The 21,675-nt window shown below is 70.4% G+C and carries 23 protein-coding genes, 1 tRNA gene and 1 pseudogene; 10 read left to right on the top strand and 15 right to left on the bottom strand.

Annotation, left to right across the window (positions count from 1 at the left end):
* Nucleotides 1–7: 7 nt before the first annotated feature.
* Nucleotides 8–2,476 carry an endonuclease/exonuclease/phosphatase family protein gene (locus tag ACZ63J_RS22845; protein ID WP_465402980.1) on the bottom strand — a complete coding sequence of 823 codons (2,469 nt, stop codon included), beginning with the start codon at nt 2,474–2,476 and terminating at the stop codon, nt 8–10.
* 123 nt (nt 2,477–2,599) lie between these two features.
* Here ACZ63J_RS22845 and ACZ63J_RS22840 point away from each other — a divergent pair, with 123 nt between their 5' ends.
* Nucleotides 2,600–3,553, top strand: a complete 954-nt coding sequence (locus ACZ63J_RS22840; protein WP_465402978.1) for a CapA family protein — start codon at nt 2,600–2,602, stop codon at nt 3,551–3,553.
* Between the two features lie 291 nt (nt 3,554–3,844).
* Here ACZ63J_RS22840 and ACZ63J_RS22835 read toward each other — a convergent pair whose 3' ends face one another.
* Genes ACZ63J_RS22835 through ACZ63J_RS22825 form a run of 3 tightly spaced genes read right to left on the bottom strand, consistent with a single transcriptional unit; the run spans nt 3,845 to nt 5,397 of the window.
* Nucleotides 3,845–4,291: a limonene-1,2-epoxide hydrolase family protein gene (locus tag ACZ63J_RS22835; protein ID WP_465333868.1), complete on the bottom strand. Its 447-nt coding sequence runs from the start codon at nt 4,289–4,291 to the stop codon at nt 3,845–3,847.
* Nucleotides 4,292–4,307: 16 nt separating this feature from the next.
* The gene (locus tag ACZ63J_RS22830; RefSeq protein ID WP_465402976.1) at nt 4,308–5,228 is read right to left on the bottom strand and encodes a TauD/TfdA dioxygenase family protein; all 921 of its coding nucleotides are present in this window, start codon (nt 5,226–5,228) and stop codon (nt 4,308–4,310) included.
* A 46-nt stretch (nt 5,229–5,274) separates the two neighbouring features.
* A complete protein-coding gene (locus tag ACZ63J_RS22825) occupies nt 5,275–5,397 on the bottom strand; it encodes a hypothetical protein (protein WP_465402974.1) in 123 nt (40 codons plus the stop codon).
* A 151-nt stretch (nt 5,398–5,548) separates the two neighbouring features.
* Between ACZ63J_RS22825 and ACZ63J_RS22820 the strand changes: the two genes are divergently transcribed.
* Both ACZ63J_RS22820 and ACZ63J_RS22815 read left to right on the top strand, forming a co-directional pair.
* The gene (locus ACZ63J_RS22820) at nt 5,549–5,860 is read left to right on the top strand and encodes a hypothetical protein (protein ID WP_465402972.1); all 312 of its coding nucleotides are present in this window, start codon (nt 5,549–5,551) and stop codon (nt 5,858–5,860) included.
* The gene (locus ACZ63J_RS22815) at nt 5,857–6,429 is read left to right on the top strand and encodes a hypothetical protein (RefSeq protein ID WP_465402970.1); all 573 of its coding nucleotides are present in this window, start codon (nt 5,857–5,859) and stop codon (nt 6,427–6,429) included. The genes ACZ63J_RS22820 and ACZ63J_RS22815 overlap by 4 nt, the downstream gene beginning before the upstream one ends.
* Here ACZ63J_RS22815 and ACZ63J_RS22810 read toward each other — a convergent pair.
* The 5 genes from ACZ63J_RS22810 to ACZ63J_RS22790 all read right to left on the bottom strand — a co-directional run bounded on the left by ACZ63J_RS22810 (nt 6,422) and on the right by ACZ63J_RS22790 (nt 8,762).
* Nucleotides 6,422–7,192, bottom strand: a complete 771-nt coding sequence (locus ACZ63J_RS22810; protein ID WP_465402968.1) for an SDR family oxidoreductase — start codon at nt 7,190–7,192, stop codon at nt 6,422–6,424. The two genes, ACZ63J_RS22815 and ACZ63J_RS22810, sit on opposite strands and share 8 nt — an antisense overlap.
* Before the next feature lie 280 nt (nt 7,193–7,472).
* Nucleotides 7,473–7,560, bottom strand: a tRNA-Ser gene (locus tag ACZ63J_RS22805).
* 33 nt (nt 7,561–7,593) lie between these two features.
* Nucleotides 7,594–7,797: a CsbD family protein gene (locus ACZ63J_RS22800; RefSeq protein ID WP_465402966.1), complete on the bottom strand. Its 204-nt coding sequence runs from the start codon at nt 7,795–7,797 to the stop codon at nt 7,594–7,596.
* Nucleotides 7,798–7,827: 30 nt separating this feature from the next.
* Nucleotides 7,828–8,256: a nucleoside deaminase gene (locus ACZ63J_RS22795; RefSeq protein WP_465313052.1), complete on the bottom strand. Its 429-nt coding sequence runs from the start codon at nt 8,254–8,256 to the stop codon at nt 7,828–7,830.
* A gap of 23 nt (nt 8,257–8,279) precedes the next feature.
* Nucleotides 8,280–8,762 carry a tRNA adenosine deaminase-associated protein gene (locus tag ACZ63J_RS22790; protein WP_465313051.1) on the bottom strand — a complete coding sequence of 161 codons (483 nt, stop codon included), beginning with the start codon at nt 8,760–8,762 and terminating at the stop codon, nt 8,280–8,282.
* A 77-nt stretch (nt 8,763–8,839) separates the two neighbouring features.
* Here ACZ63J_RS22790 and ACZ63J_RS22785 point away from each other — a divergent pair, with 77 nt between their 5' ends.
* Nucleotides 8,840–10,069 carry a M20 metallopeptidase family protein gene (locus ACZ63J_RS22785; protein ID WP_465402964.1) on the top strand — a complete coding sequence of 410 codons (1,230 nt, stop codon included), beginning with the start codon at nt 8,840–8,842 and terminating at the stop codon, nt 10,067–10,069.
* Here the strand turns inward: ACZ63J_RS22785 and ACZ63J_RS22780 are convergent.
* The gene (locus ACZ63J_RS22780; protein ID WP_465402962.1) at nt 10,066–12,012 is read right to left on the bottom strand and encodes a phosphocholine-specific phospholipase C; all 1,947 of its coding nucleotides are present in this window, start codon (nt 12,010–12,012) and stop codon (nt 10,066–10,068) included. The two genes, ACZ63J_RS22785 and ACZ63J_RS22780, sit on opposite strands and share 4 nt — an antisense overlap.
* A gap of 69 nt (nt 12,013–12,081) precedes the next feature.
* Here ACZ63J_RS22780 and ACZ63J_RS22775 point away from each other — a divergent pair, with 69 nt between their 5' ends.
* The 4 genes and pseudogenes from ACZ63J_RS22775 to thrS all read left to right on the top strand — a co-directional run bounded on the left by ACZ63J_RS22775 (nt 12,082) and on the right by thrS (nt 15,023).
* Complete coding sequence (locus ACZ63J_RS22775; RefSeq protein ID WP_465333849.1) at nt 12,082–12,459, top strand: VOC family protein; 378 nt, start codon at nt 12,082–12,084, stop codon at nt 12,457–12,459.
* Between the two features lie 25 nt (nt 12,460–12,484).
* Nucleotides 12,485–12,952: a heme-degrading domain-containing protein gene (locus ACZ63J_RS22770; protein ID WP_465402960.1), complete on the top strand. Its 468-nt coding sequence runs from the start codon at nt 12,485–12,487 to the stop codon at nt 12,950–12,952.
* Nucleotides 12,953–13,015: 63 nt separating this feature from the next.
* A pseudogene (locus ACZ63J_RS22765) lies at nt 13,016–13,456 on the top strand (dihydrofolate reductase family protein); the annotation flags it as partial.
* Nucleotides 13,457–13,721: 265 nt separating this feature from the next.
* Nucleotides 13,722–15,023, top strand: a complete 1,302-nt coding sequence (gene thrS, locus ACZ63J_RS22760; RefSeq protein ID WP_465402958.1) for a threonine--tRNA ligase — start codon at nt 13,722–13,724, stop codon at nt 15,021–15,023.
* Here the strand turns inward: thrS and ACZ63J_RS22755 are convergent.
* The 5 genes from ACZ63J_RS22755 to ACZ63J_RS22735 all read right to left on the bottom strand — a co-directional run bounded on the left by ACZ63J_RS22755 (nt 14,953) and on the right by ACZ63J_RS22735 (nt 19,899).
* Nucleotides 14,953–15,795, bottom strand: coding sequence for a MerR family transcriptional regulator (locus ACZ63J_RS22755; protein ID WP_465402956.1), 843 nt, complete (start codon nt 15,793–15,795; stop codon nt 14,953–14,955). The genes thrS and ACZ63J_RS22755 overlap by 71 nt on opposite strands.
* 111 nt (nt 15,796–15,906) lie before the next feature.
* Entirely contained in the window at nt 15,907–16,734 is an 828-nt protein-coding gene (locus tag ACZ63J_RS22750; RefSeq protein WP_465313039.1) for an ABC transporter permease, read from the bottom strand.
* Nucleotides 16,731–17,636, bottom strand: a complete 906-nt coding sequence (locus ACZ63J_RS22745; RefSeq protein WP_465402954.1) for an ABC transporter permease — start codon at nt 17,634–17,636, stop codon at nt 16,731–16,733. The genes ACZ63J_RS22750 and ACZ63J_RS22745 overlap by 4 nt, the downstream gene beginning before the upstream one ends.
* A complete protein-coding gene (locus ACZ63J_RS22740; protein ID WP_465402952.1) occupies nt 17,633–18,676 on the bottom strand; it encodes an ABC transporter ATP-binding protein in 1,044 nt (347 codons plus the stop codon). The genes ACZ63J_RS22745 and ACZ63J_RS22740 overlap by 4 nt, the downstream gene beginning before the upstream one ends.
* Nucleotides 18,673–19,899, bottom strand: coding sequence for an extracellular solute-binding protein (locus ACZ63J_RS22735; RefSeq protein WP_465402950.1), 1,227 nt, complete (start codon nt 19,897–19,899; stop codon nt 18,673–18,675). The genes ACZ63J_RS22740 and ACZ63J_RS22735 overlap by 4 nt, the downstream gene beginning before the upstream one ends.
* A gap of 62 nt (nt 19,900–19,961) precedes the next feature.
* Here ACZ63J_RS22735 and ACZ63J_RS22730 point away from each other — a divergent pair, with 62 nt between their 5' ends.
* Together ACZ63J_RS22730 and ACZ63J_RS22725 are read left to right on the top strand one after the other, a co-directional pair.
* On the top strand, nt 19,962–20,666 hold the full coding sequence (locus ACZ63J_RS22730; protein ID WP_465403114.1) for a GntR family transcriptional regulator: 705 nt from the start codon (nt 19,962–19,964) through the stop codon (nt 20,664–20,666).
* Nucleotides 20,663–21,568, top strand: coding sequence for a dihydrodipicolinate synthase family protein (locus ACZ63J_RS22725; protein ID WP_465333832.1), 906 nt, complete (start codon nt 20,663–20,665; stop codon nt 21,566–21,568). The genes ACZ63J_RS22730 and ACZ63J_RS22725 overlap by 4 nt, the downstream gene beginning before the upstream one ends.
* Nucleotides 21,569–21,675 lie beyond the last annotated feature (107 nt).

Raw genomic sequence — 21,675 nt, 5'->3', positions numbered from 1 at the left:
CCGCGGACTAGTGCCCGAGGATCTGCTCCAGGTAGTCGAGCAGATCGTTGAGCGCGTCCAGGATCGCGTTGCCGGTGCTCGGCCGGAACCGGATCACCTGCGGGTCGTGGTCACTGGCCTGGTCGGCGAACTCCGCGTTGATGTGGACGACGTCGTAGTCCACCCCGCGCGGCGCCTTCGACGCCAGGATGTGGTCCAGCACCTGCGACTGGCCCTCGAAAACGTAGCTGTACCGCTCGGCTTCCGGCACCGACGCGATCAGGTCCTTCAGCGCGCCACCGGCGGTGAGCGTCTGGACCGCGGGCGAGAACGGGTAGTCGTTCAGGTCGCCCGCCACGACGATGTTCGCGTTGCGGTCGGCCGACAGCAACGAGTCGACGAACCCGCGCAGCACCGTGGCCTGCTTCGCCCGCTGCACCTCGGAACTGCGCACCGGCGGCTGGTTGCGGCCGTGCGTCGGCTGGTCGCCGCCCTTGGAGTTGAAGTGGTTGGCGATGACGAACACGGTGCGGCCCTTGAAGACGAACTCGCCGGCCAGCGGCTTGCGGCTGGCTTCCCAGGCCTCGTTGGCCGGGTCGACACGACCGGGCGACGCCGTCAGGTGCGCCTTGCCGTGGTCACGGACGACACCCACCGGCGAGGTCGACGAGCCACCCGGACGATCCACAAAGGACACCCGAGCCGGGTTGAACAGGAACGCCACGCGGATGTTGCCACCCGGCTGGCCGCCGTCCTGATCGTTAACCGGGTCGATCGAGCGCCACTGGTAGCGCGGGCCGCCCTTGGCGACGATCGCGTCGGTGAACTTCTGCAGCGTCTGGTCCGCCGCGACGGTGCCGTCGTCGGTCGCGCCCGTGTTGTCCTGGATCTCTTCCAGGTTCACGATGTCCGGCGTCGCCAGGTGCGTCACGATCGCCTCGCCGAGCCGGTCGTACTTCGCCTGCGGGTCGCTCGGCGCCAGGTTCTCGACGTTGTACGTCGCGACGGCGAGCTCGCCGGAACGCTGCTTGCGCGTCGTCTCGGCCTGCAGCCCGTTGTCCTTTTCGGTCCCGAGCACACTGGCGAACAGCGTGTAACCGCCGAAGTTGCTGTACTCGACCGGGCCGGACGTGGTGCCGGTCAGCAGGTCGCCGACGTTGAGCTTCGGGAACGGCCGCTGCTCGAACGGGATCAGCGACTGGACCTTCAGGACACCGCTGTTGAGCTTGTCGTAGCCCAGGTAGACGCTGCCGCCGCGGACGGACTTGTGCTGGTCCGGCTTGGTCGTCACGTAAAGCTCGTTGAAGGAGTTCGACGGGCCGACGACGCGGGCGTCATTGACCGAAACGATCTCGCTTTCGTGCGACTCCCAGAAGTCCAGCGCGTACTTCGCCGGCTCCAGCGGGAGCGACTCGATGTTCCCGCCGGGCGACGGCGCATACGTCGTCGGCACGGTGTCGGGGTTCAGCACCGTCGGCGCGGGCAGGGCGTTCCCGTGCGAGCCGACCGTCCATTGTGCACTGCTCAGCTCGGTGAGTGACTGGTAGTTCGACGTCGCCGGCGCGTCCGGGTAGAACTCGCGGACGGTGCCGGTCGCGGTCACCGCGTCGCCGACCGCCACGGCCGGGCTGGTCGAGCCGGTGAACACGAACAGGCCCTCGCTGGTGCGCGGGTCGTTGTCCGGGTTCGGGTCGGTGAGCCAGAAGCCGCGCACCGAGCCGAACGTCCGCGTCGCGGTGACCACGCCGGTGACGTCGCTGACCTTCTTGTCCTTGAACGGCGAAAGGCGCGTGGTGCCCTGGATTTCGTGGATCTTCGCCGGGGTGCCCGGCTCGCCCGGGTTCCCGCCGCCGGTCGTCTCGCCCTTGGTGTTCGTCGGGGAGGGGTCGCCGGTGGTGAAGTCGGCGGCGTTGTCGTCGGTGTCGGCGAGCGCGGTCCCGCGCGCGACGGAGGTCGAGTTGGACGGCGCGGCGGTCGGGTTGCCCTCGCGCACGGTCGCCGTGCCGAAGCCGACCAGGTCCTTGATCCGCGGGTCGGCGGCGCAGTCCGCGGCGGTCTTGCAGGTCAGCGCCGTGGTGCCGGAGACGAGGGCGATCGTGCCCGCGGTCGCCGACATCGCGATCGTGCCGGTCGCGTCCGGTGCAGGCAGTGCGACGGTGCCCCCGGAACCCTTGCCCTCGGCGACGAGGTAACGCCCGCCCGGCGCGACGCTGCCGGCCAGCTGCGTCACCTGCCAGGTGCTGGACGCGCTCGGCGCGCCCGGCAGGTACTGGACGCTGAAGCCGTCGACGCTCGTGGCGGCGGTACCGTGGTTCGCGAGCTCGACGAAGTCGTTGGTCAACGTGGCGCCGGAGTTGCCGCCACCGCCGTAGACCTCGGCGATGACCGCGTCGGCGCTGGGTGCCGCGAAGGCGGCCGGCGCGGCCACTCCGCCGAGCACCAGGCCCGACGCGACGGCCACCGTCAGCGCGGTCTTGGATCTGTGGGTCTTGGTCACCCTGAGTCCCCTTTGTGCTTGAACAGTCGTGGCATAGTCCCCCGAACAGATGAGGAGGAGGAAGACAAAGATGCAACGATTCGTAACAACTACTTTCGTCGTCACTCGATCGGCAGAAGCTTCGTGATCACGCTGGTACTCGGCGGAGACGTCAACGTCCAGGGCCGCGCGAAGCCCGCGGAAGCGTTCGCCCGCCTGGAACCCCTGCTCGAAGGCGCCGACCTCCGGTTCGTGAACCTCGAAGGCCCGGCCGACGCGTCGCTGGCCGAAGCGCTGACGTCCGCCCGCATCAACGTCGTCTCGTGCGCCAGCAACTTCACCCACCTGCCGAGCCTCGCGGTCCTCGACCGCGCGGGGATCGCGCACTGCGGGGCGGGCGCGAAAGCCGACATCGCGCACGCACCCGCCGTGGTGGAGCAATCCGGGGAGAAGGTCGCATTCCTCGCGTACACCTCACTCCGCTCGCCCGGCCAGGTCGCGCAACCGGACTTCCCGGGCGTCGCGCAAGCGTTTGCGACCACCGCTTACCAGCCCGACCCCCGTGTGGCGGAGATCCCGGGACGGCCGCCGCTCGTCCGCACGACGCCGCTGCCCGAGCACCTCGACCGCCTCGTCGCGGACGTCAAGCAGGCCAAGGCCGCCAACAACCACGTCGTCGTCTCGATGCACTGGGGCCTGCCGGGGCCCGACCTGGCCGAGTACCAGGTCACCTACGGGCGCGCCGCGATCGACGCCGGCGCCGACCTGGTGGCCGGGCACGGGCCGCACACGATCCAGGCCGTCGAGGTGTACCGCGGCCGCCCGATCCTCTACAGCCTCGGCAACCTCGTCTTCGACTGGCCGGCGATGCGCGGACGGCACCTCGACGGGCTGCTGGCCGGCTGCATGTTCGGCGACGAACCGCGGCTCGAGCTCATCCCGGTGCGGCGCGGCGCCGACAACGAGTGCGAACCGCTCGCCGGGGACGAAGCCGCCAAGGTGCTGCGGCACGTCGCGGACCTCTCCGCGCTGCGTTCCACATCGGTCACTGTGCGAGACGGAATCGCGTCGGTGGCCGGGTTGGGTGTTGGTGCGTAACGGATCGCGCGCGAACTGTGACGACTCGCGCCGCGCGTGTCACCCATCCGGCGCATCTGCCTTAAATGCTCCCTAAGGACCGGAACAACCCGCGTGAAGCGGCGGTACGGTCTGCGTGAGCCGCCGGAAAAGTGGCACAGACCACTCCCCGACAGCTCAACCGGCACAATCACGTGGGGGAGGGAGAACCATCATGTGGGGGCTGATTGTTCTCAGCTGCGTGTTCGTGCTGGTGCTGGGGATAGCCGCGGTCGTGGACCTTCGGGACCACGACCGCGGCGAGCACCGGGCCTAGCGGACCGCCGCCCTTCCCTTGTAGCGGCCGAGGAGCGTGCGCGCGCCGGCCAGTGCCACCCGCCCGGCGCCCTTCGCGCTCGCCGCCAGGACCGTCGTCCAGTCGAAGTAATCGCGCCAGAGCACGATCCGGCCGCCTTCGACCTCAAAAGTGCCGCACACCCAGAACTCCGCTTCCCACGCGCCGCGGCGCAGGACGTCGGTGCGTTCGGTGAGGACGATGTTGCCGTCCGCCGCGATGTGGTGGGTGCGCGCTTCGAACCCGGAGCCGAACCGGGCCATGAGGCGTAGCTGTTTTTCGACCGCGGCGACGCCGCGAGCGGGCGGCAACGGCACGTTCTGGTACACGATGTCGCTCGCCGCGAACGTCAGCGCGCGGTCGATGTCGAGGTCTTCGAGGGCCTTGAGGAAACCGGTCACCACTGCCTGGGGTTCATCGGTCATGCCCCCAGGCTAAGGCTCAGTACGGCCGGTCGCCCGCGATGGCGACGCGCTCCGCGATCCGGACGTGCGGGTGGTAGTCGTTGACCGCGTAGTGCTGCGTCGCGCGGTTGTCCCAGAACGCCACCGAGTTCGGCCGCCAGCTGAACCGGACCTGGAACTCGGGCGTGTGTGCCTGCAGGAACAGGTACCGCAGCAGCCGGTCGCTCTCGGCCCGGTCGAGTCCGACGATGTGCGTCGTGAACGCCTGGTTGACGAACAGGGTGCGCCGGCCGGTCTCCGGGTGCGTCCGGACCACCGGGTGCTCGACCGGCGGGAAGCGGTCCTGCCACTGCGCGAGGAGCGCAGGATCGGAGAACCGGTCGAAGCCGGGGAGGTAGTCGTGCACCGCGGTGAGCCCGTCGATGCGGGCGCGGACGTCTTCGGGCAGGTTGTCGTAGGCGGCGGCCATGTCGGCCCACATCGTGTCGCCGCCGACCGGCGGCACCTCGATGAGCCGCAGCACCGAGCCGAGGGCGGGGTTGGGCCGCCAGGTGACGTCGACGTGCCAGATGTTCTCGTAACCGGGCATGGCGGCGGTGCGCTCGAAGCGCGTGACGGCGTCGTCGTCACCCTTCGGGATGAACGGGTTGGTCTCCAGCTCACCCCAGTTCGCAGCGAAGGCGCGTTGCTGCGCCGACGTGATGTGCTGGTCGCGGAAGAAGACGACCTTCCACTCGAGCAGGGCGCGGTTCAGCTCTTCGCGCAGCTCAGGGGTCAGCGGCTCGGCCAGGTCGATGCCTTCGACCTCGGCGCCGATCACCCGGCCGAGCGGCCGGATCCGGAAGAGCTCGTACGGTTCGCTTTCGACGCGGTGCAGGACGCGCGGGCCTTCGACGATCCCGGCGTCGGGTGTGGTGGCCTCCCGCAGCTGGATGCGGGCAGGCAGATCTACGGACATGGTTGTGCTCCAAGGGTTTTCGGGAAAAGCGGACGCTGGGCCGGCGTCAGGCAGGGGGCGAGCCCAGGCGGCCGCGGCGCAGGAGCAGCTCCACGGTGCCTTCCCCGACCGACCGCTTGGAGGCGCGGCCGAGCCACCGGACCATCAGGCGTTCCGAGGTGGCGGGCATGCGCTCATGGTCACCTTCTTCCCGTCCTGCGGTCAAGCCGTCCACTTGGTGGAACGCGATCAACACCGCAGGTCACCGCGATGCGGGCCGGGCGGGACCATGAGGCAAGATCTTCACGATCGGGTGAGCGCCCTTGACGACGGAGGTCCCCATGCCGGAAGGCAGAGGCTCGCGGATCGACCCTGACCAGCTGCGCACCGCGGCTGACCTGCTGGATCAGGCAGCGGCAGCCGACGACAAGGCGGCGGGCCGGTTCGCCGAGGCCCGCGTCGAATCGACGCCGTTCGGCATCTCACCGCAGGCCCGCGAGCTGGCGGCGCGCTGGGCGTCCGCCCTCGCAGCACGCGAAGCGGACGCGCGCATCCTCGGTGATGCGACGTCCGACCTGGCCGGCCGGCTGCGCATGGCGGCCGAGAGCACCCGGAGCACCGGCTTCCGGGGGCGGTTAGCGGTGGCGCCGTGACGCTCGAGCTGTTCGAACACCCGGCGCTGACATCAGCGGCTGCCTCGCTGGCGTCGCTGCGCGCGGCGGCCGGCCGCATCGGCGCCCCGGACCCGGTCGCGGCGCTCCGGCACCTCGACTGCGCCCCGGCGTCGGTCAGCGCGTCCGCATCGACGGTCGACGCGGGCGCCCTGCTGGTGACGTCGGCCCAGGCGGAGTTCCGCGGCGGCGTCGAACGCGCCGAAACCGGCGGCAGCGCGGAGACGTTCGGCACCTGGGCGGACACAGTGGACGGTCAGTACACGTCAGCGGCCCGGGCGGCCGCGTCGACCGCCGCGCTGGGCGTCCGGATCGCTGCGGAACTGGACGCGCTGGCTGTTTCGGCGTCCGAAGAGGTGGCCACCATCGCGTCCGGTGTTTCGTCGTCGATCGCGGCGGTGTTGTCGGACGACCGGTCCGCCGAAGTGGTGAGCGCGGTGAGCGCGGCGTGCACTTCGGTGCTGCGGGTGGTTTCGGCGAAGGTCGCGTCGTTGTCTTCGCTGGCCGCGGAGCTGGAGCCGTTGACGGCCCCGGCGGTCCAGCTCAGCTGAAGCGTTCGCGCGCCCATTCGTCGAAGCTCCTCGCCGGATGCCCGGTGACGGTGGTGACGTCCAGCGAGACGGGCTCCGGATCGTCGACGAGCGAGGCCCAGTAGGGAAGAGCGCTTTTCGCGAATTCCTCGCCGAGCTGTGTTGTTGCTTCTTCGAGTGGTTGTTCTTCCCATTCCACGGGGATTCCCAGTGCTTTCCCGATGGCCTTCACCTGGTCTTCCTGGCTGATGGCTTCCGGCCCGGTGACGAGGTAGATCTGCTTGGCGTGGTCCTCGGTGAACGCTTTGACCGCCATTTCGGCGACGTCTTTTTCGTGGACGAGGGATCGTTTGGCCTGACCGTAGGGTGCTCGCACCTTGCCGGTTCGGGCTTGCCGTATCCAGCCGAGGGTGTTGGTGGCGAGGCCGGTGACGCGGAGGAAGGTCCAGTCGCCGGTGACGTGTTCGATGGCCTTCTCGACCTCTCTCCAGACCCCGCCATGTTCCGCGTTCATCGCGGAAAGATAGACGATCTTCTTGCCCCGCATGGGTTTCACGGCGGCTTCGACGCCTTCGGCACTGTAGGACGGCCAAAGGAGATAGACGGCGTCGACGCCTTCAACGGCCTCGGCGGGATCGGCGATATCGCCGTGAACGACTTCGACGCCGTCGGGCGCCTTGGCGGGATCACGAACAAGAACCCGAACATCGACGCCGGCGTCGAGCAGACCACTGACGACGTGCCGGCCGGTGTTGCCGGTGGCCCCGGTGACAAGAACCTTCATGGTGCGCTCCTCGATCAGCTGGTGCCGACCACGGTCACACTTCAAGTCCCCTTCAAGTCAAGCCGCTACCAGACCTCCCCGCCGTGGGCCTCCGCCCACCGACGCGCCTGGTAGTCCTTCAGCTGACTCCGAGGCACCCCCGACGTACGCAAGAATTCCAGCGCACCGTCCACGAAGGCCGACTCGATCCAGCTTGTTACGCATGGTGGCCAACCGCGGTTGCCGACCGCACAACTGAACGGACCCCCGGTCAGCTGGGCTGACCGGGGGTCCGGCAGAGCGGTGGCGGTGGGATTTGAACCCACGGACGGGGATTAGCCGTCACACGATTTCGAGTCGTGCTCCTTCGGCCGCTCGGACACGCCACCGCCGAGAACAATACCGGAGCACCTACTCGAGCCTCACGAGGGGTCGCCGGGGCCGGGCGAACGGCGCCTGACCTGGGCCTCCCGGAAGCGGTCGCGCAGGTCGTGGGCCACCTCGGCCACCTGGGCGCGGCGGCGCTGCATGCGACCCGAAGCCTCCAGGCGCCGGTTGCCCGTCGCCGCTCCGAGCTTGGAGCGTGCGCCGCCGACCGCCTGCTGGACCTTGTCCTTCATAGTCATGTCCACCGGGTACCCAGCGGACCGCGACGGTTAGCGCCGCGTGGCGAAATACGTCTCCAGGATGGCCGCGCACTCCGCCGAAAGGACGCCTCCGTGGACCTCCGGACGGTGGTTCAGCCGGCGGTCGCGGACGACGTCCCACAGCGAACCCACCGCTCCCGTCTTGGGCTCCCACGCCCCGAACACCAGCCGCGAAATCCGGGCCAGCACCAGCGCGCCCGCGCACATCGTGCACGGCTCCAGCGTCACCGCCAGTGTGCAGCCCTCCAGGCGCCAGCCGTCGCCGGCCACGCGCGCCGCCGCGCGCAGGGCGAGGACCTCCGCGTGCGCCGTCGGGTCGCCCAGCTCGACCCGCGCGTTGCGGGCCGCCGCCAGGGGCTTGCCGTCGGGGTCGAAGACCACCGCCCCGATCGGCACGTCCGCGCCGGGGGCCCGCGCCGCTTCCAGCGCGGCCTCCACGGCCTCGGTGTCGGACGGGCGTCTCAGAGCTCGTCCAGGAGCTTGGCGAACTCGCTGCCGAACCCGACGCGCTGCGCGATCATCTGCAGCTGCTCGTCCGGGTAGAGGTCGACCTCGCCGACGATGACCTCCAGCTCCGGTCCGGGCAGCCCGAGATCCGTCAGGATCTCCAGGTCACCCTCGGGCCAGACGGAGTCGTCCTCTTCGTCCGGCGGGTCGACGCGCAGGACGTCGAGGACGTCCGCCGCGATGTCGTAGTCCAGTGCCGCCGCCGCGTCCGACAGCAGCAACGACGGCCCCCGTGGGCTAGGCCGGACGATCACGAAGAACTCGTCATCGACCGCCAGAAGCCCGAAGGCCGCACCGGTGGAACGTAGTTTGCCCAGTTCAGTGATCGCCGCGTCCAGCTCGGTCAGCGCCCCCGGGTCGAGCGCACTGCACCGCCACCGACCGTCTTCCCGGACCACGGCTACCGCGAAGCCCGTGACCGGCTCATCCACCGCCATGCGCACACCGTATTCCGCTGCCCGACCGAGCGCACGCACGGTGCGCCCGAAGCGCCCCATGGGGCACTATCGGGAGCATGACCGGCCCCACTGACCTGCCCACGCTGCCCGGCACGCCGTTCGACGGCCTCCTCGACGACGCGCGGGCGCTGCAGGACCGCACCGTCGCCCTCCGGCGCGCCGTGCACCGGCACCCGGAACAGGGCCTCCACCTGCCGATCACCCAGGCCGCCATCCGGGAGGCGCTCGACGGCCTGCCGCTGGAGATCACCGAGGGCAAGGCCACGACGTCGCTGACGGCCGTCCTGCGCGGCGCCCGGCCCGGCCCGGCGGTGCTGCTGCGCGGCGACATGGACGCGCTGCCGCTGACCGAGGAGACCGGGCTGGACTTCGCGTCCGAGGACGAGACGTCGATGCACGCGTGCGGGCACGACACCCACGTGGCGATGCTCGCGTCCGCGGCCAGGCTGCTCTCGGAGCGCAAGGACCAGCTGGCCGGCTCGGTCGTCTTCATGTTCCAGCCGGGCGAGGAGGGCCACCACGGCGCCCGCTTCATGATCCACGAGGGCGTGCTCGACGCCGCCGGGACGCGGGTCGAGCGCGCCTTCGGCGTGCACATCCTGGCCAACGCCCGCAGCGGGCTGCTGCAGCTGAAGCCCGGCCCGCTGATGGCGTCGGCGGACTCGTTCACCGTGCGCGTCACCGGCAAGGGCGGCCACGGCTCGGCGCCGCAGCACACGATCGACCCGGTGCCGGCGGCCGCGGCGATGGTCGGGGCGCTGCACACGATGATCACGCGGCGGGTCAGCGTGTTCGACCCCGCCGTGCTTTCGGTGACGCGCATCGAGGCCGGCACGACGACGAACATCATCCCGGAGACCGCCGAGCTGCAGGGCACGATCCGCACGCTGTCCGAGGCGACGCGCGCGCTCGTGCGCGACGAGCTGTACAAGGTGTGCGACGCCGTCGGCACGGCGTACGGCTGCCGCGTGGTCGCCGACGTCGAGCCCGGTTACCCGGTGACCGTCAACGACGACCGCGTCGCGGGCGAGGTGCTGCGGCTCGCCGCGAGCGTCCTCGGGGCGGAGAACGTCGAGCTGATGGCCGACCCGCTGATGGGCGCCGAGGACTTTTCCTATGTCCTGCAACGCGTTCCGGGCGCGTACGCGTTCCTCGGCGGCTGCCCGCCCGGCGTCGACCCGGCCGAGGCGGCCGCGAACCACTCCAACCGCGTCCTCTTCGACGAGGACGCGATGCCGACCGGCGTGGCGATGCTCGCCGCCTTCGCGCTGGACTCCCTCCGCTAAGGCCCGGTGCGTGACGGGCCGCCGTCCTCCAGGTGCCCGGTGAAGCGGCGGCGCCACCCCGGCGTCTCGAAAGTGACGTCGTACCAGCCGTTCTTCGCCGGCACCGGGAAGTCGCGCGAGCCGCCGGGCGGAAGGGTGACGTCGTTGAGCACGACCGGCGCCGCGCCGCTGTTGGTCACCGTGACCCGCAGCGCGGGCGTGGGCAGGAACGTGACGGCGGCGTCGAGGCCCACGCCGCCGGAGGCCTCGACGAGGAAGCCGTTCGGACCGTGGATCGCGACGTCGTACGTGCCGCTGTGCGCGGTTTCGCCCGTCACCGAGCCGCCCGGACCGACGTCGAAGCGTTGTGACGTCCCGCCCGCGTGGTAGGCGTACGCGGCGAACTGCAGCGCCTGCGTGCCGTGGTTGGCCAGGTGCAGCTTGACCGCGGACGGCTCGGCCGAAACCCAGGCGACCGGCTGGTACGGCAGCGGGCGCGCCTTCGCCGTGCCGGGCTCCTGCACCAGCGCGCCCGGCCGCAGCCCGGGCTTCGGCAGGCGTGCCTGCGTGCGGTCGGCTTCGGCGCGCAACACGTCCGCGTCGGGCAGCAGCGGGATCGACGTGTCGTGCGTGCGGAAGTCGAAACAGCTGGTCAGGTCGCCGCAGAGGGCCCGGCGCCAGGCCGAGATGTTCGGCTCGCGCACCCCGGTCCACGTCTCGAGGAACCGCAGCACCGACGTGTGGTCGAAGACCTGGGAGTTCACCCAGCCACCCCGGCTCCACGGCGAGACGACGGTCATCGGCACCCGCGGCCCCAGCCCGATCGGCGTCGGCGCCCCGGACGGCTTGCCCTGCCACGGCTGGTGCGCGGGCAGGAACTCCCCGGGGGTGCCGGGCGGCGGCGTCGGCGGGAGGACGTGGTCGAAAAATCCGTCGTTTTCGTCGTAGTTGAGGAAGACGACGGTTGATTCCCACAGTTCCGGCTTGTCCCACAACGCTTTCAGCATCCGCTGGATGTAGGCCGCGCCGTCGACCGGCCGGGCCGCGGGATGCTCGCAGTAGCCGTACGGCGCCACGACCCACGACACCGCGGGCAGCGTCCCGGCCGCGCAGTCCGCGAGGAACTCGGCCAGCACGTGGTCGAGGTCCTCGCCCTGCCCCGAGTCGGGCTTGAGCTTCTTGCGCAGGTTCGCGCGCTCGGCCAGCCGCCGCTTCACCGGATCCATCGAATACAGCGCGTCGTGGTAGTTCTCGAACAGCCACAACGGGTTGTCGCCGTAGTCGCCGACGAAGTGCTCGGGGACGCCGCGCTCCTCGTCGTTGGCGTAGATCCGCCAGCTGATCCCGGCCGCTTCCAGGCGTTCCGGGTACGTCGTCCAGCGGAACGACGGCTCGTAGTCGGGGAAGTTGTGCGTGACCGGCCCGCCGGCCCGGCCGTCGGGGTCGATCGTGCCGGTCCAGTGGAACAGCCGGTTCGGCTGCGTCGGGCCCTGGATCGAGCAGAAGTAGTGGTCGCACAGGGTGAACGCGCTCGCCAGGGCGTGCTGGAACGGGACGTCGTCACGCGCGAAGTGCCCCATCGTCATGGGGCTCTTGGCCGCGACCCAGCTGTCGTACGCGCCGTTGTTCCACGCTCGGTGCGTGCTGTTCCAGTCGTGCGGCAGCTCGCCGAGGTCCTGACCGTCCACGACGGACGTGTCGATCCGGAACGGCAGCACGGGCCCGTCACGGCCGCGCTGGCGGAAGACGTCGCGCAGCGCCGCGCGGTCGCCGAAGCCGCGTACGCCGGCCATGGTGCCGTAGTAGTGGTCGAACGACCGGTTCTCCTGCATCAGCACCACGACGTGGCGGACGTCGTCGATCGTGCCCGTCCGCGCCGGGACGGCACAGGCCGCGGGCAGCGCGCCGGCCACGGTGACCGCGGCCGCGCCGCCGAGCACCGTGCGTCGCCGGATCCGGCCCATGCCACCTCCTCGTCCCCCTGTCAGCGGGCCCGACAAGGGGTACCTTTTCCGCCGAGAGAGGTGGTGCCCATGCTCGGCTCAGCGGATCTGGTCGCCTTCGCGCCGTCGACCGACCTCGAGCGCTCACGCGCCTTCTACACGGACGTCGCCGGCCTCGAGTTCATCGAGCAGTCCCCCTTCGCGGTCGTGTTCCGGAGCGGCGGCACCATGCTGCGGGTGACCGCCGTGGCCGAGTTCACGCCCCAGCCGTTCACGGTGCTCGGCTGGGCGGTCGCCGACATCCGGGCGGCGGTGGCCGGGCTGCGCGGCCGGGGCGTGGAGTTCCTCACGTTCGACACGCTGCCACAGGACACCGACAAAATCTGGACCACGCCGGGCGGGCGGATCGCCTGGTTCCCCGATCCGGACGGCAACGTGCTCTCCCTCACCGAGTTCGCTGGTAATTAAACAACAGTGTTGATTTAATAGGCGCATGACCGAAACCGACCGCCTCGCCCAGCTCGCCGACCAGGAAGAACGCCTCCAGTTCACGAAGTTCGACAACGAGACCGCACTCGCCCTCGGCCAGCAGCTCCTGGCCGCGGCGCGCGAGCGCGGGCTGCCGGTGACGATCTCCGTCCGCCGCAACGGCCAGCGGCTCTTCCACGCGGCGCTGCCCGGGACGTCGGCCGACAACGACGCCTGGATCGAGCGCAAGAGCCGGGTCGTCGACCGCTACGGCCACAGCTCGTTCATGATCGGCACGCGGTCCCGCGCGAAGGGCAGCACGTTCGAGGCGGACTCCCGCCTCGACCCGGACGTCTACGCCGCCCACGGCGGGGTGTTCCCGGTGCTGGTGCGCGATGTGGGCGTGGTGGGCACCGTCGGCGTTTCGGGCCTCCCGCAGGCCGATGACCACGCCTTCGTCGTCGAGCAGCTGGAGCTTTTCCTGGCTTCCTGAATATGTCGATCCGGCGCTTCCTCGCGCGACGGGTGGGAGAAGACCCGCAACCGAGGAGACACCATGAGCAAGCTGATCGCCACCACCTTCCTGACCCTGGACGGCGTCTACCAGGGCCCCGGCGGTGTCGAGGAGGACACTTCCAGCGGCTTCGACCAGGGCGGCTGGGTGACGCCGTTCTACGAGGAGGGCATGCAGGAGCTCGCCACGGAGTGGATTTCCCGCGCCGACGCGTTCCTGCTCGGCCGGCGGACCTACGACATCTTCGCGGCGTACTGGCCGAAGGTCACCGACCCCGGCGACCCGCTGGCGTCCCGGCTCAACGGCCTCCCGAAGCACGTCGTTTCGCGCACGCTGTCCAGCTCGACCTGGGCGAACACGTCCTTCGTCGGCGGTGACGTCGTCGAGTTCGCGCACGACCTGAAGGCGCGTCCGGGCCGCGAGGTCCAGGTCCACGGGAGCGGCGAGCTGCTGCAGACGCTGATCGCGCACGACCTCGTCGACGAGTACCGGCTGTGGCAGTTCCCGGTGGTGCTGGGCCAGGGCCGCCGGCTCTTCGGACGGTGTCGTGCCGAAGGCGTTCGAGCACGTCGAGACGCGCCACACGGCCGCGGGCGTGAACGTCCTCGTCCTCCGGCCGGCGGGCAAGCCGCGGTTCGACACCTTCCAGCTCGTCACGGAATAAGGAGTCGCGCGCGCTGCTACCGTCGATCCCATGAAGCGCGCTGCGAACACGACGACGCCGGAGAGTGTCCCGGCGCGCTGATCCATGGTCACGAAAGCCCGGGGCGGTTGCCCCGGGCTTCGTCTTGTGGTCACCCGCCTCGCCCGTCACGAGGAGTCCACAATGCACGACCACCGCAAGCTCGGCCGCGAGCTCGGCCTGTTCGACACCGACCCGCTCATCGGCGCCGGCCTGCCCTACTGGCTGCCCGACGGCGCGCTCGTCCGGCACAGCCTGGAGGAGTACGTCCGCGACCTCGAACGGCGCGCGGGCTACCGGCACGTCCATTCGCCGGTGCTCGGCAAACGTGAGCTGTACGAGATCTCCGGGCACTGGGCGCACTACCGCGACGACATGTACCCGCCCATGGACGTCGGCGGTGAGCAGCTCGTGCTGCGGCCGAGCCTGTGCCCGCACCACGCGCTGATCTACCGTTCGCGCGGCCGCAGCTACCGCGAGCTGCCGCTGCGGATCGCCGAGCTCGGCGGGATGTACCGCGCCGAGCTGTCGGGGGTGCTCGGCGGGCTGAGCCGGGTGCGCGCGATCCAGCTCAACGACGCGCACATCTTCTGCACCCTCGACCAGGTGGAGGACGAGGCAGTCGCCGCCCTTTCGATGATCCGGCAGGCCTACGACGCCCTCGGCATCAGCCCGGCGCGCTACCGGCTTTCCCTGCCCGGCGACGGCGAGAAGTACGTCGAGAGTGATTGGGACCGTGCCGCGGACATCCTGCGGTCGGTGCTCGATCGCAGCGGGCTCTCTTACGACGCTGTCGAGGGCGAAGCGGCCTTCTACGGACCGAAGATCGACGTCCAGATCGCCGACAACGCCGGTCGTGAGTCGACCCTGTCGACCGTGCAGGTCGACTTCCACCAGCCCGCGCAGTTCGGCCTCGAATACGTGGGCGCGGACGCGGCGAAACACCGGCCGGTCATGGTGCACCGCAGCATCATCGGCAGTGTGGAACGCGCGATGGCCCAGCTCGTCGAGGTCCACGGCGGCGCGTTCCCGGCGTGGCTCGCGCCGGTGCAGCTCCGCTTGCTGCCGCTGTCCGACGCGGAACTGCCTTACGCGCTCGAGGTTCTCGACGGCTGTGGCGACCTTCGTGCGGAGGTCGTGTCGGAGGGCAGCCTGGGCGCACGGATCCGGGAGGGACGGCTGGTGCCGTTCCAGGCGGTGATCGGGCCGGCGGAGGCCGCCGCGGGGCAGCTTTCCCTGCGGCTGCGCGACGGAAGCCGGCTCGACGCGCAGCCGGCGGCCGAAGCGCTGGCCCGGATCAGCGAGCTGTCGCGGCGGCCAGCCAGTCGAGCGCCGGGGTCAGGCTTTCCGGCGCGGCCCAGCCGTTGACCACCGCGAGCAGCTCCAGGTAACGCTCACGGCGTGGGTCGTTGACGACGCCGAGCCAGTCCCGCAGCTGGGCGGGGGTGCGCCCGAGGCCGTCGACGATCGCCGCCGCCTGCGCCGAAGCCGGGGTCAGCCCGGCTTCGAGCGCGGGCGTGACGGCGTCGCGCACGTCGGCGGCCAGGTCGCGGCGCAGACCGCCTTCGTGCTGCTCGACGAGCCGGCGCAGGACCGCGCGGAACCCCGGGTCCTGCGTCAGCTCGGCCAGCTCGACCCAGGCCTCGATCTGGTCGGGACTCGGGTTTTCGGGCAGCTCGGGGGTCAGCGTGCGGGCGACGCCGGCCAGGTCGGGACGGTCGCCCAGCGCGTCGGCGAGGAAGTCCTCGACCAGGCGTCGGCGCTCCACTTCGGACAGTCGGGCCAGTTTGTGCAGCACGCTTGTCTCCTCGGGGGTCGAGCCGCGCCGGGCCACCGCCGTGAGCACCGCGCGGCGCAGCCGCAGGACGCGGATCTCCAGGTCCAGGGCTTCGGCGTGCTTCGCCGCGACCTCGGCGACCGTGGTCTCGCCGTCGGTGATCCGGCGGATCGAAGCGAGGTCGAGGCCGAGGTCGCGGAGGGTGCGGATGAGGTCGAGCCGGGCGAGCGCGGCGTCGTCGTAACGGCGTTGACCTGCGGTGTTGCGCCCCGACGGCGGCAGGAGGCCGCGGTCGGAGTAGTACCGGACGGCCTTGGTCGTCAGCCCGGTGCGCCCGGCCAGCTCGCCGATCGAATACCGCATGCCGCCAGCCTGGCACCTCCCCTCGGGGGAGCCGCAAGCCCGACTTCCACCCGATCGTGTCGATCATCTGTTCGATGATCGGCGGTACAGTCGATCACATGAGCGAACGACCTAGGCCTCCTCCCGGATCCGGGTGACCAGCTGGGTGGGGTTCACGAACCGCAACGCGACGATGAGGAGTACGAGCATGGAAGCCGTGTAGATGGTCGCCATCGCGTCCACCGACTGGTTGGCCCGGATGCCCGCGGCGAACACGGAGTTGTAGAGCGCCACCACGAGCGTCGTCGAGTCCGGGCCGGCGGTGAGGAACGTCAGCTCGAACATGCCGACCGTGCGCACCAGCACGAGGATCGACGCGGCCAGGATCCCGGGCAGCAGCAGCGGGCCGAGGATCCGGGTGAACACCGAGACCGTCCGCGCGCCGGACATGCGGGCCGCGGCCTCGATCTTCGGGTCGATCTGCTCGATGAACGGCGTCATGGTCAGTACGACGAACGGCACCGACGGCACCAGGTTCGCCAGGATGACGCCGGTCGTCGTGCCGGCGAGGTGGAACTTGTAGAGCACGGTGGCGAGCGGGATGCCGTAGGTGATCGGAGGGATCAGGATCGGCAGCACGAACAGCAGCATCACCAGGCGCTTGCCGGGGAACGAGCGGCGAGCCAGCGCGTAGGCGGCCGGGACGCCGACCGCCACCGAGACGGCGATGACCACGAGCGCGACGACGGCCGTGGTGAGGAGGACGTCCGAGAGGCCGAACTCGCGCCAGGCGTCGGCGTACCAGTGGGTGGTGAAGCCGTCCGGGAGCCAGGAGCCGAACCACTGCGTGCCGAACGAGTCAACGACCACCGAGAGCACGACGCCGGCGAGGTTGACGAAGAAGAACACCACGACGGCCCAGACGACCCAACGTCCGGGACGCGCGACCCAACCAGTCATCCCTTGCCTCCGGTCGCTCCGCGGTACAGCGTGCCGCGCCACGCCATGACCAGGCCGATCACGATCAGCATGACCACCGCCATGAGCATCGCGACGGCCGAGCCCATCGAGTAGTCGTACTCCTCGAAGGCGGCGTGGTAGGCCGCGATCGAGATGACGCGGGTCTCGTTCGCCGGGTCGCCGACGAGCTGCGCGGAGGGGAACACCGAGAACGCCATGACGAACGAGAGACAGAAGGTGATCGCCAGGCCGGGCGCCAGCAGCGGCAGCGTGATGCGGCGGAAGCGCTGGAGCCAGTTCGCGCCGAGCGTCGCGGCGGCCTTCTCCAGGGAGGGGTCGATGCCCGAGAGATAGGACAACGTCAGCAGGAAGGAAAACGGGAAGCCGGTGATCACCAGCGACAGCAGCACGCCGGTGTAGTTGTGGATCAGCGGGAGCGGCTGGTCGGTGACCCCGAGGACGGTGAGCACCTTGTTCAGCCAGCCCGCCGGGCCGCCGTACATGATCAGGCCCTGCGCGGTGAGGACCGTGCCGAGCGTGATCGGGACGACCAGGATCGTCGTCAGGAGGCGTTTGCCGCGGACGCGGCCGCGCATCACGTAGGCGATCGGGATGCTGGCGAGCACGTTGATGAACGTCGCGGGCAGCGCGATGCCCAGCGTCGTCCAGACCGTGTCGCGCAGGTACGGGTCGCCGAAGAACCGCGCGTAGTTGGCGAAGACACCGCCCTGGCGTGGGGCGAACGACAACTGGAGGCCGTAGAGGAACGGGTACAGGAAGAGGCAGGCGGTGACCAGAAGACCGGGCACCAGGAGGAGCAGGGTGCGGTCGATGCCGCGTTCGGCCAGGCGGTGACGCAGGGCGGGGCGGGCGGCGCCGGTGGCGGTGGCGGTGGCGGTCATGGCGCGAACACCAGGACGCGGTCGGCCGGGACGCCGATCCGGACCGTGTCGCCGGGGGCGAGGCGCTTGTCGGTCCGGAAGTAGACCGGTGTTCCGGTGGGCAGCCGGGCCGAGACGGACAGCTCGCGGCCGTGGTACTCGACGATCTCGACCGTGACGTCGAGGGCGTTCTCCGCGGCGTCGCCGATGACGAAGTCTTCGGGGCGGATCGCGACCTTCGCCGGGCCCTCCGCGAGCGAGCCGCGGCCGGACAGGCGGACTCCGTCACCCTCGACGGTCACCGACGTCCCCGAGGCGCGGGTGACCGTCAGGTCCAGGAGGTTGCGGTAGCCCATGAACGACGCGACGTAGCTGTTCACCGGCTGGGCGTACACCTCCTCGGGGGTGCCGACCTGCTGGACCGCGCCGTCGCGCAGCACCACCAGGCGGTCGGCCAGCGAAAGGGCCTCCTCCTGGTCGTGGGTGACGTACACCGTGGTGAGCCCGAGCGCCTGGTGGAGGCGGCGGATCTCCATCCGCATCTCGAGCCGGAGCTTGGCGTCCAGGTTGGACAGCGGCTCGTCCATCAGGACGACCGCCGGCTCCAGCACGACGGCGCGGGCGATGGCGACGCGCTGCTGCTGGCCGCCGGAAAGCTGGGCGGGGAACTTCGCCGCGTGCTCGGTGAGCTGGACCAGGCGGAGGGCTTCGTCGACCCGTCGACGGGCCTCGGCCCGGCCGACCTTGCGCATCTTGAGGCCGAAGCCGACGTTCGCGCGCACGGACATGTGCGGGAACAGCGCGTAGTTCTGGAAGACCATCCCGAACCCGCGCTGCTCCGGCGGGCGGCCGTCGATGCGGTTGTCGTCGAGCCAGATGCTGCCGCCGGTCAGCGGGAGCAGGCCGGCGAGGCAGTTGAGCGCGGTCGACTTGCCGCACCCGGACGGGCCGAGGAGGGCCACGAACTCGCCGCGGGTGATGGCGAGGTCGAGGCCGCTCAGCGCGTTCGCGGAGCCGAAGCTGCGCGAGACGCCGTCCAGGCGAAGCTGCCCGAACGTCACTTCTTGCCGACCTTCGAGCCGCCGACCAGCTGGTTCCACTTGTCGAACGCCTTCACCTGCTGTTCGGCGGGCAGTGACGTCTCCTTGGGGTACTGGGCGATCCACTGCTCGTACTCCGGGCGGCCGAACTGCTTGATCGTGTCCTGGCTCTTCTGCGGCGCCATCTGCAGGGTGACGTCCTTGACCGCCGGGCCGGGGTAGAAGTAGCCGTCGTCGTAGGCGATGGCCTGCTGGTCCGGCTTCAGCATCCACGCGATCAGCTGCAGGATCGCCGACTCCTGGTCGGGCGAAAGCCCCTTCGGGATCAGGGCGTACTGGGCGTCGGTGACCCAGTGCATCGGCTGCATGATCGCCGTCTTGACGGTGTTGGGCACCGTGCCGAGCTTGCGCGGGTTGATGTCCCAGCCGGTCGTCGACATGACCATGTCCACCGAACCGGACGCGAGGTTCTTCATCGTCTCCGTCGTCCCGGAGGGGTAGTACTTCACGTACTTGCCCAGCTCCTGCAGGAACGCCCAGGTCTTGTCCCAGCCCTTGTCGGGATCCTTCGGGTCCTTGTCACCGAGGAGGTACGGCAGGCCCATCAGGAAGGTCCGGCCCGGGCCGGAGTTCGACGGCTGGGCGTACTGGAACTTCTCCGGGTGCGCCTTGGCCCAGTCGAGCAGCTCCTGCGGGGACGCCGGCGCCGCGGACACCGCGCCGGGGTTGAACTCCAGCAGCGGGCCGGACGGGTAGTAGACGACTTCGACGCCGTAGCCGTTGGCAAGCTCCTGCATCTTGGCCGCGGGCTCGAGGTAGTTCTGCATCAGGTTCGGGAACCGGCCGGCGAAGTCCGGGAGGACCTTCGCCAGGGTGCCGTTCGCGATGCCGGCGGAGAGGCCGTCGGTGCCGCTGAGGACCAGGTGCGTCTGGGCGACTCCGCCGTCCTGCTCCGCCTTGAGCTTGCCCGCCATGCTCGGGGCGGGCGCCGTCGAATAGGTGACCTTCGAGAGCACTTCCGGGTGCGCGGCCTTGAAGTTCTCGATCATCTGCTTGGTGAGCTGCAGGTTGCCCGCGATGTCGAGGATGTTGAGGTCGACGGGCTTGGCCGGCTTGTCGGGCACGGCCGATGGATTCGCTGCCTGGCCACCGTCACCGCCCGGGGCGCCGCAGGCTGCCAGCCCGGCGGCGAGGCCGGCTGCGAGCAGCACTCGTCGGAATCGGAAGCCGGTGCGACGCTGCATGGCTGCTCCCTGGGTCCGTGATAATGTTGTATGTCGCATCGTATATCAGATCGGACATGCCAGTGGCGAGCACTTCTTCGGCGCGGAGGCCGCCGCCGCCCGTCTCGCGCACCGATTTTGTCCGCGACACGATCAAGGAAGCGATCTTGAGCGGGGAGTTCGGGCCGGGCGAAACGCTCGTCGAGGCCGAGGTCGGAGCCTCGCTCGGGGTGTCGAAGACGCCGGTGCGCGAGGCGCTGCGGATCCTGGCCGGTTCCGGTTTGGTCACGATGAGCACGTACAGGCGGGCGGCGGTCCGCGTCATGGACGCCGAGAGCGCGTGCGCGGTGTACGACCTCCGCGCGATGCTCGAGCCCGAAGCCGTCCGGCGCGCCGTCGAGCGCGGGGCGGACTTCAGTGGCGCACGGCGGGTGCTGGCCGAGGTCGGGACCGGCGCGGCGGCCGTCGACCGCGCGAAGGCCAGCCTGACCAATCGGCTGTTCCACCGGGCGCTCTACGCCGGGTGCGGGAACCCGTTGCTGGTCGAAACGCTGGACGGGCTGCGTGACCAGGCGGCGCTGATCACCGTCACCGGCTGGGGCATCAGCCCGACGTGGCAAGGTGAAGCCGCCGAACACCGGGCGATCCTGACCGCCGCCGAGAGCGGGAACGCCCGGCAGACCGAACACCTGCTGCGCAGGCACATCACGGATTTCCTCGACCGGGTCGCCTTCGGGCTCACGGGCGAGCGTGCCGCACCGACCGACGATCCGAAGGGGGCTCGATGACGTTCGAGCAGCAGAAGCGGCGGCTTTCCGGGGTGGTGGCCATTCCGGTCACGCCGTTCGACGCCGAGGGCGCCGTCGACGGCCCGACGTACGCGAAGCTCGTGGACCGGCTGATCACCGGGGGCATCGAGGTCGTGACGCCGAACGGGAACACCGGCGAGTTCTACGCGCTGGACGCGAACGAAGCGCGGCAATGCCTCGAAGCCACTGTCGAAGCCACCGCCGGCCGGGCGAGCGTGCTCGCCGGGATCGGGCACGACGTCGCGTCGGCGACGCGGGCCGCGGCGCACGCGCGGGACGCCGGCGCGGACATGATCATGATCCACCAGCCGGTGCACCCGTACATCTCCGGGGACGGCTGGGTCGACTACCACGCCGCGATCGCCGCCGCGGTGCCGGAGCTCGGGGTGGTGCTCTACGTCCGCAACCCGGCGATCTCCGGCGAGCAGCTGCGGGCGCTGGGCGAAGCCGCGCCGAACGTCATCGGGGTGAAGTACGCGGTGCCGGATCCCGTTCGGTTCGGCTCGGTCGCGCGCGACGCGGGCTTCGAGCGGTTCGTGTGGATCGCCGGCCTGGCCGAGCTTTCGGCGCCCGGCTACTTCGCCGTCGGCGCCACCGGATTCACCTCGGGCCTGGTGAACGTCGACCCGGCGATCTCGCTGGAGATGTTCCGCGCACTGTCCACAGGGGACTATCCGGCGGCGATGACGGTCTGGGAGCGGATCCGCCCGTTCGAAGAGCTCCGGGCCGCCAACGGGAACGCCAACAACGTCAGTGTGGTCAAGGACGCGCTCGGCCAGCTCGGGCTGTGCCGCCCCGACGTCCGGCCGCCGAGCCGGCTGCTGACCGCGGGCGAGCGGGAGCAGCTCTTCGGCTTGCTTTCTTCGTGGGGGCTCTCGTAAAAGGCGGTGGGGGGGGGGGGGGGGGGGGGGGGGGGGGGGGGGGGGGGGGGGGGGGGGGGGGGGGGGGGGAGGGAGGAGAGGGAAGGGAAGGGGGGAGAGGAGGGGGA

The sequence above is a fragment of the Amycolatopsis sp. NPDC104863 genome (assembly GCF_055582965.1).
Note: the sequence above shows the minus strand (reverse complement) of the source record. Positions and strands in the feature narration are given on the sequence as shown.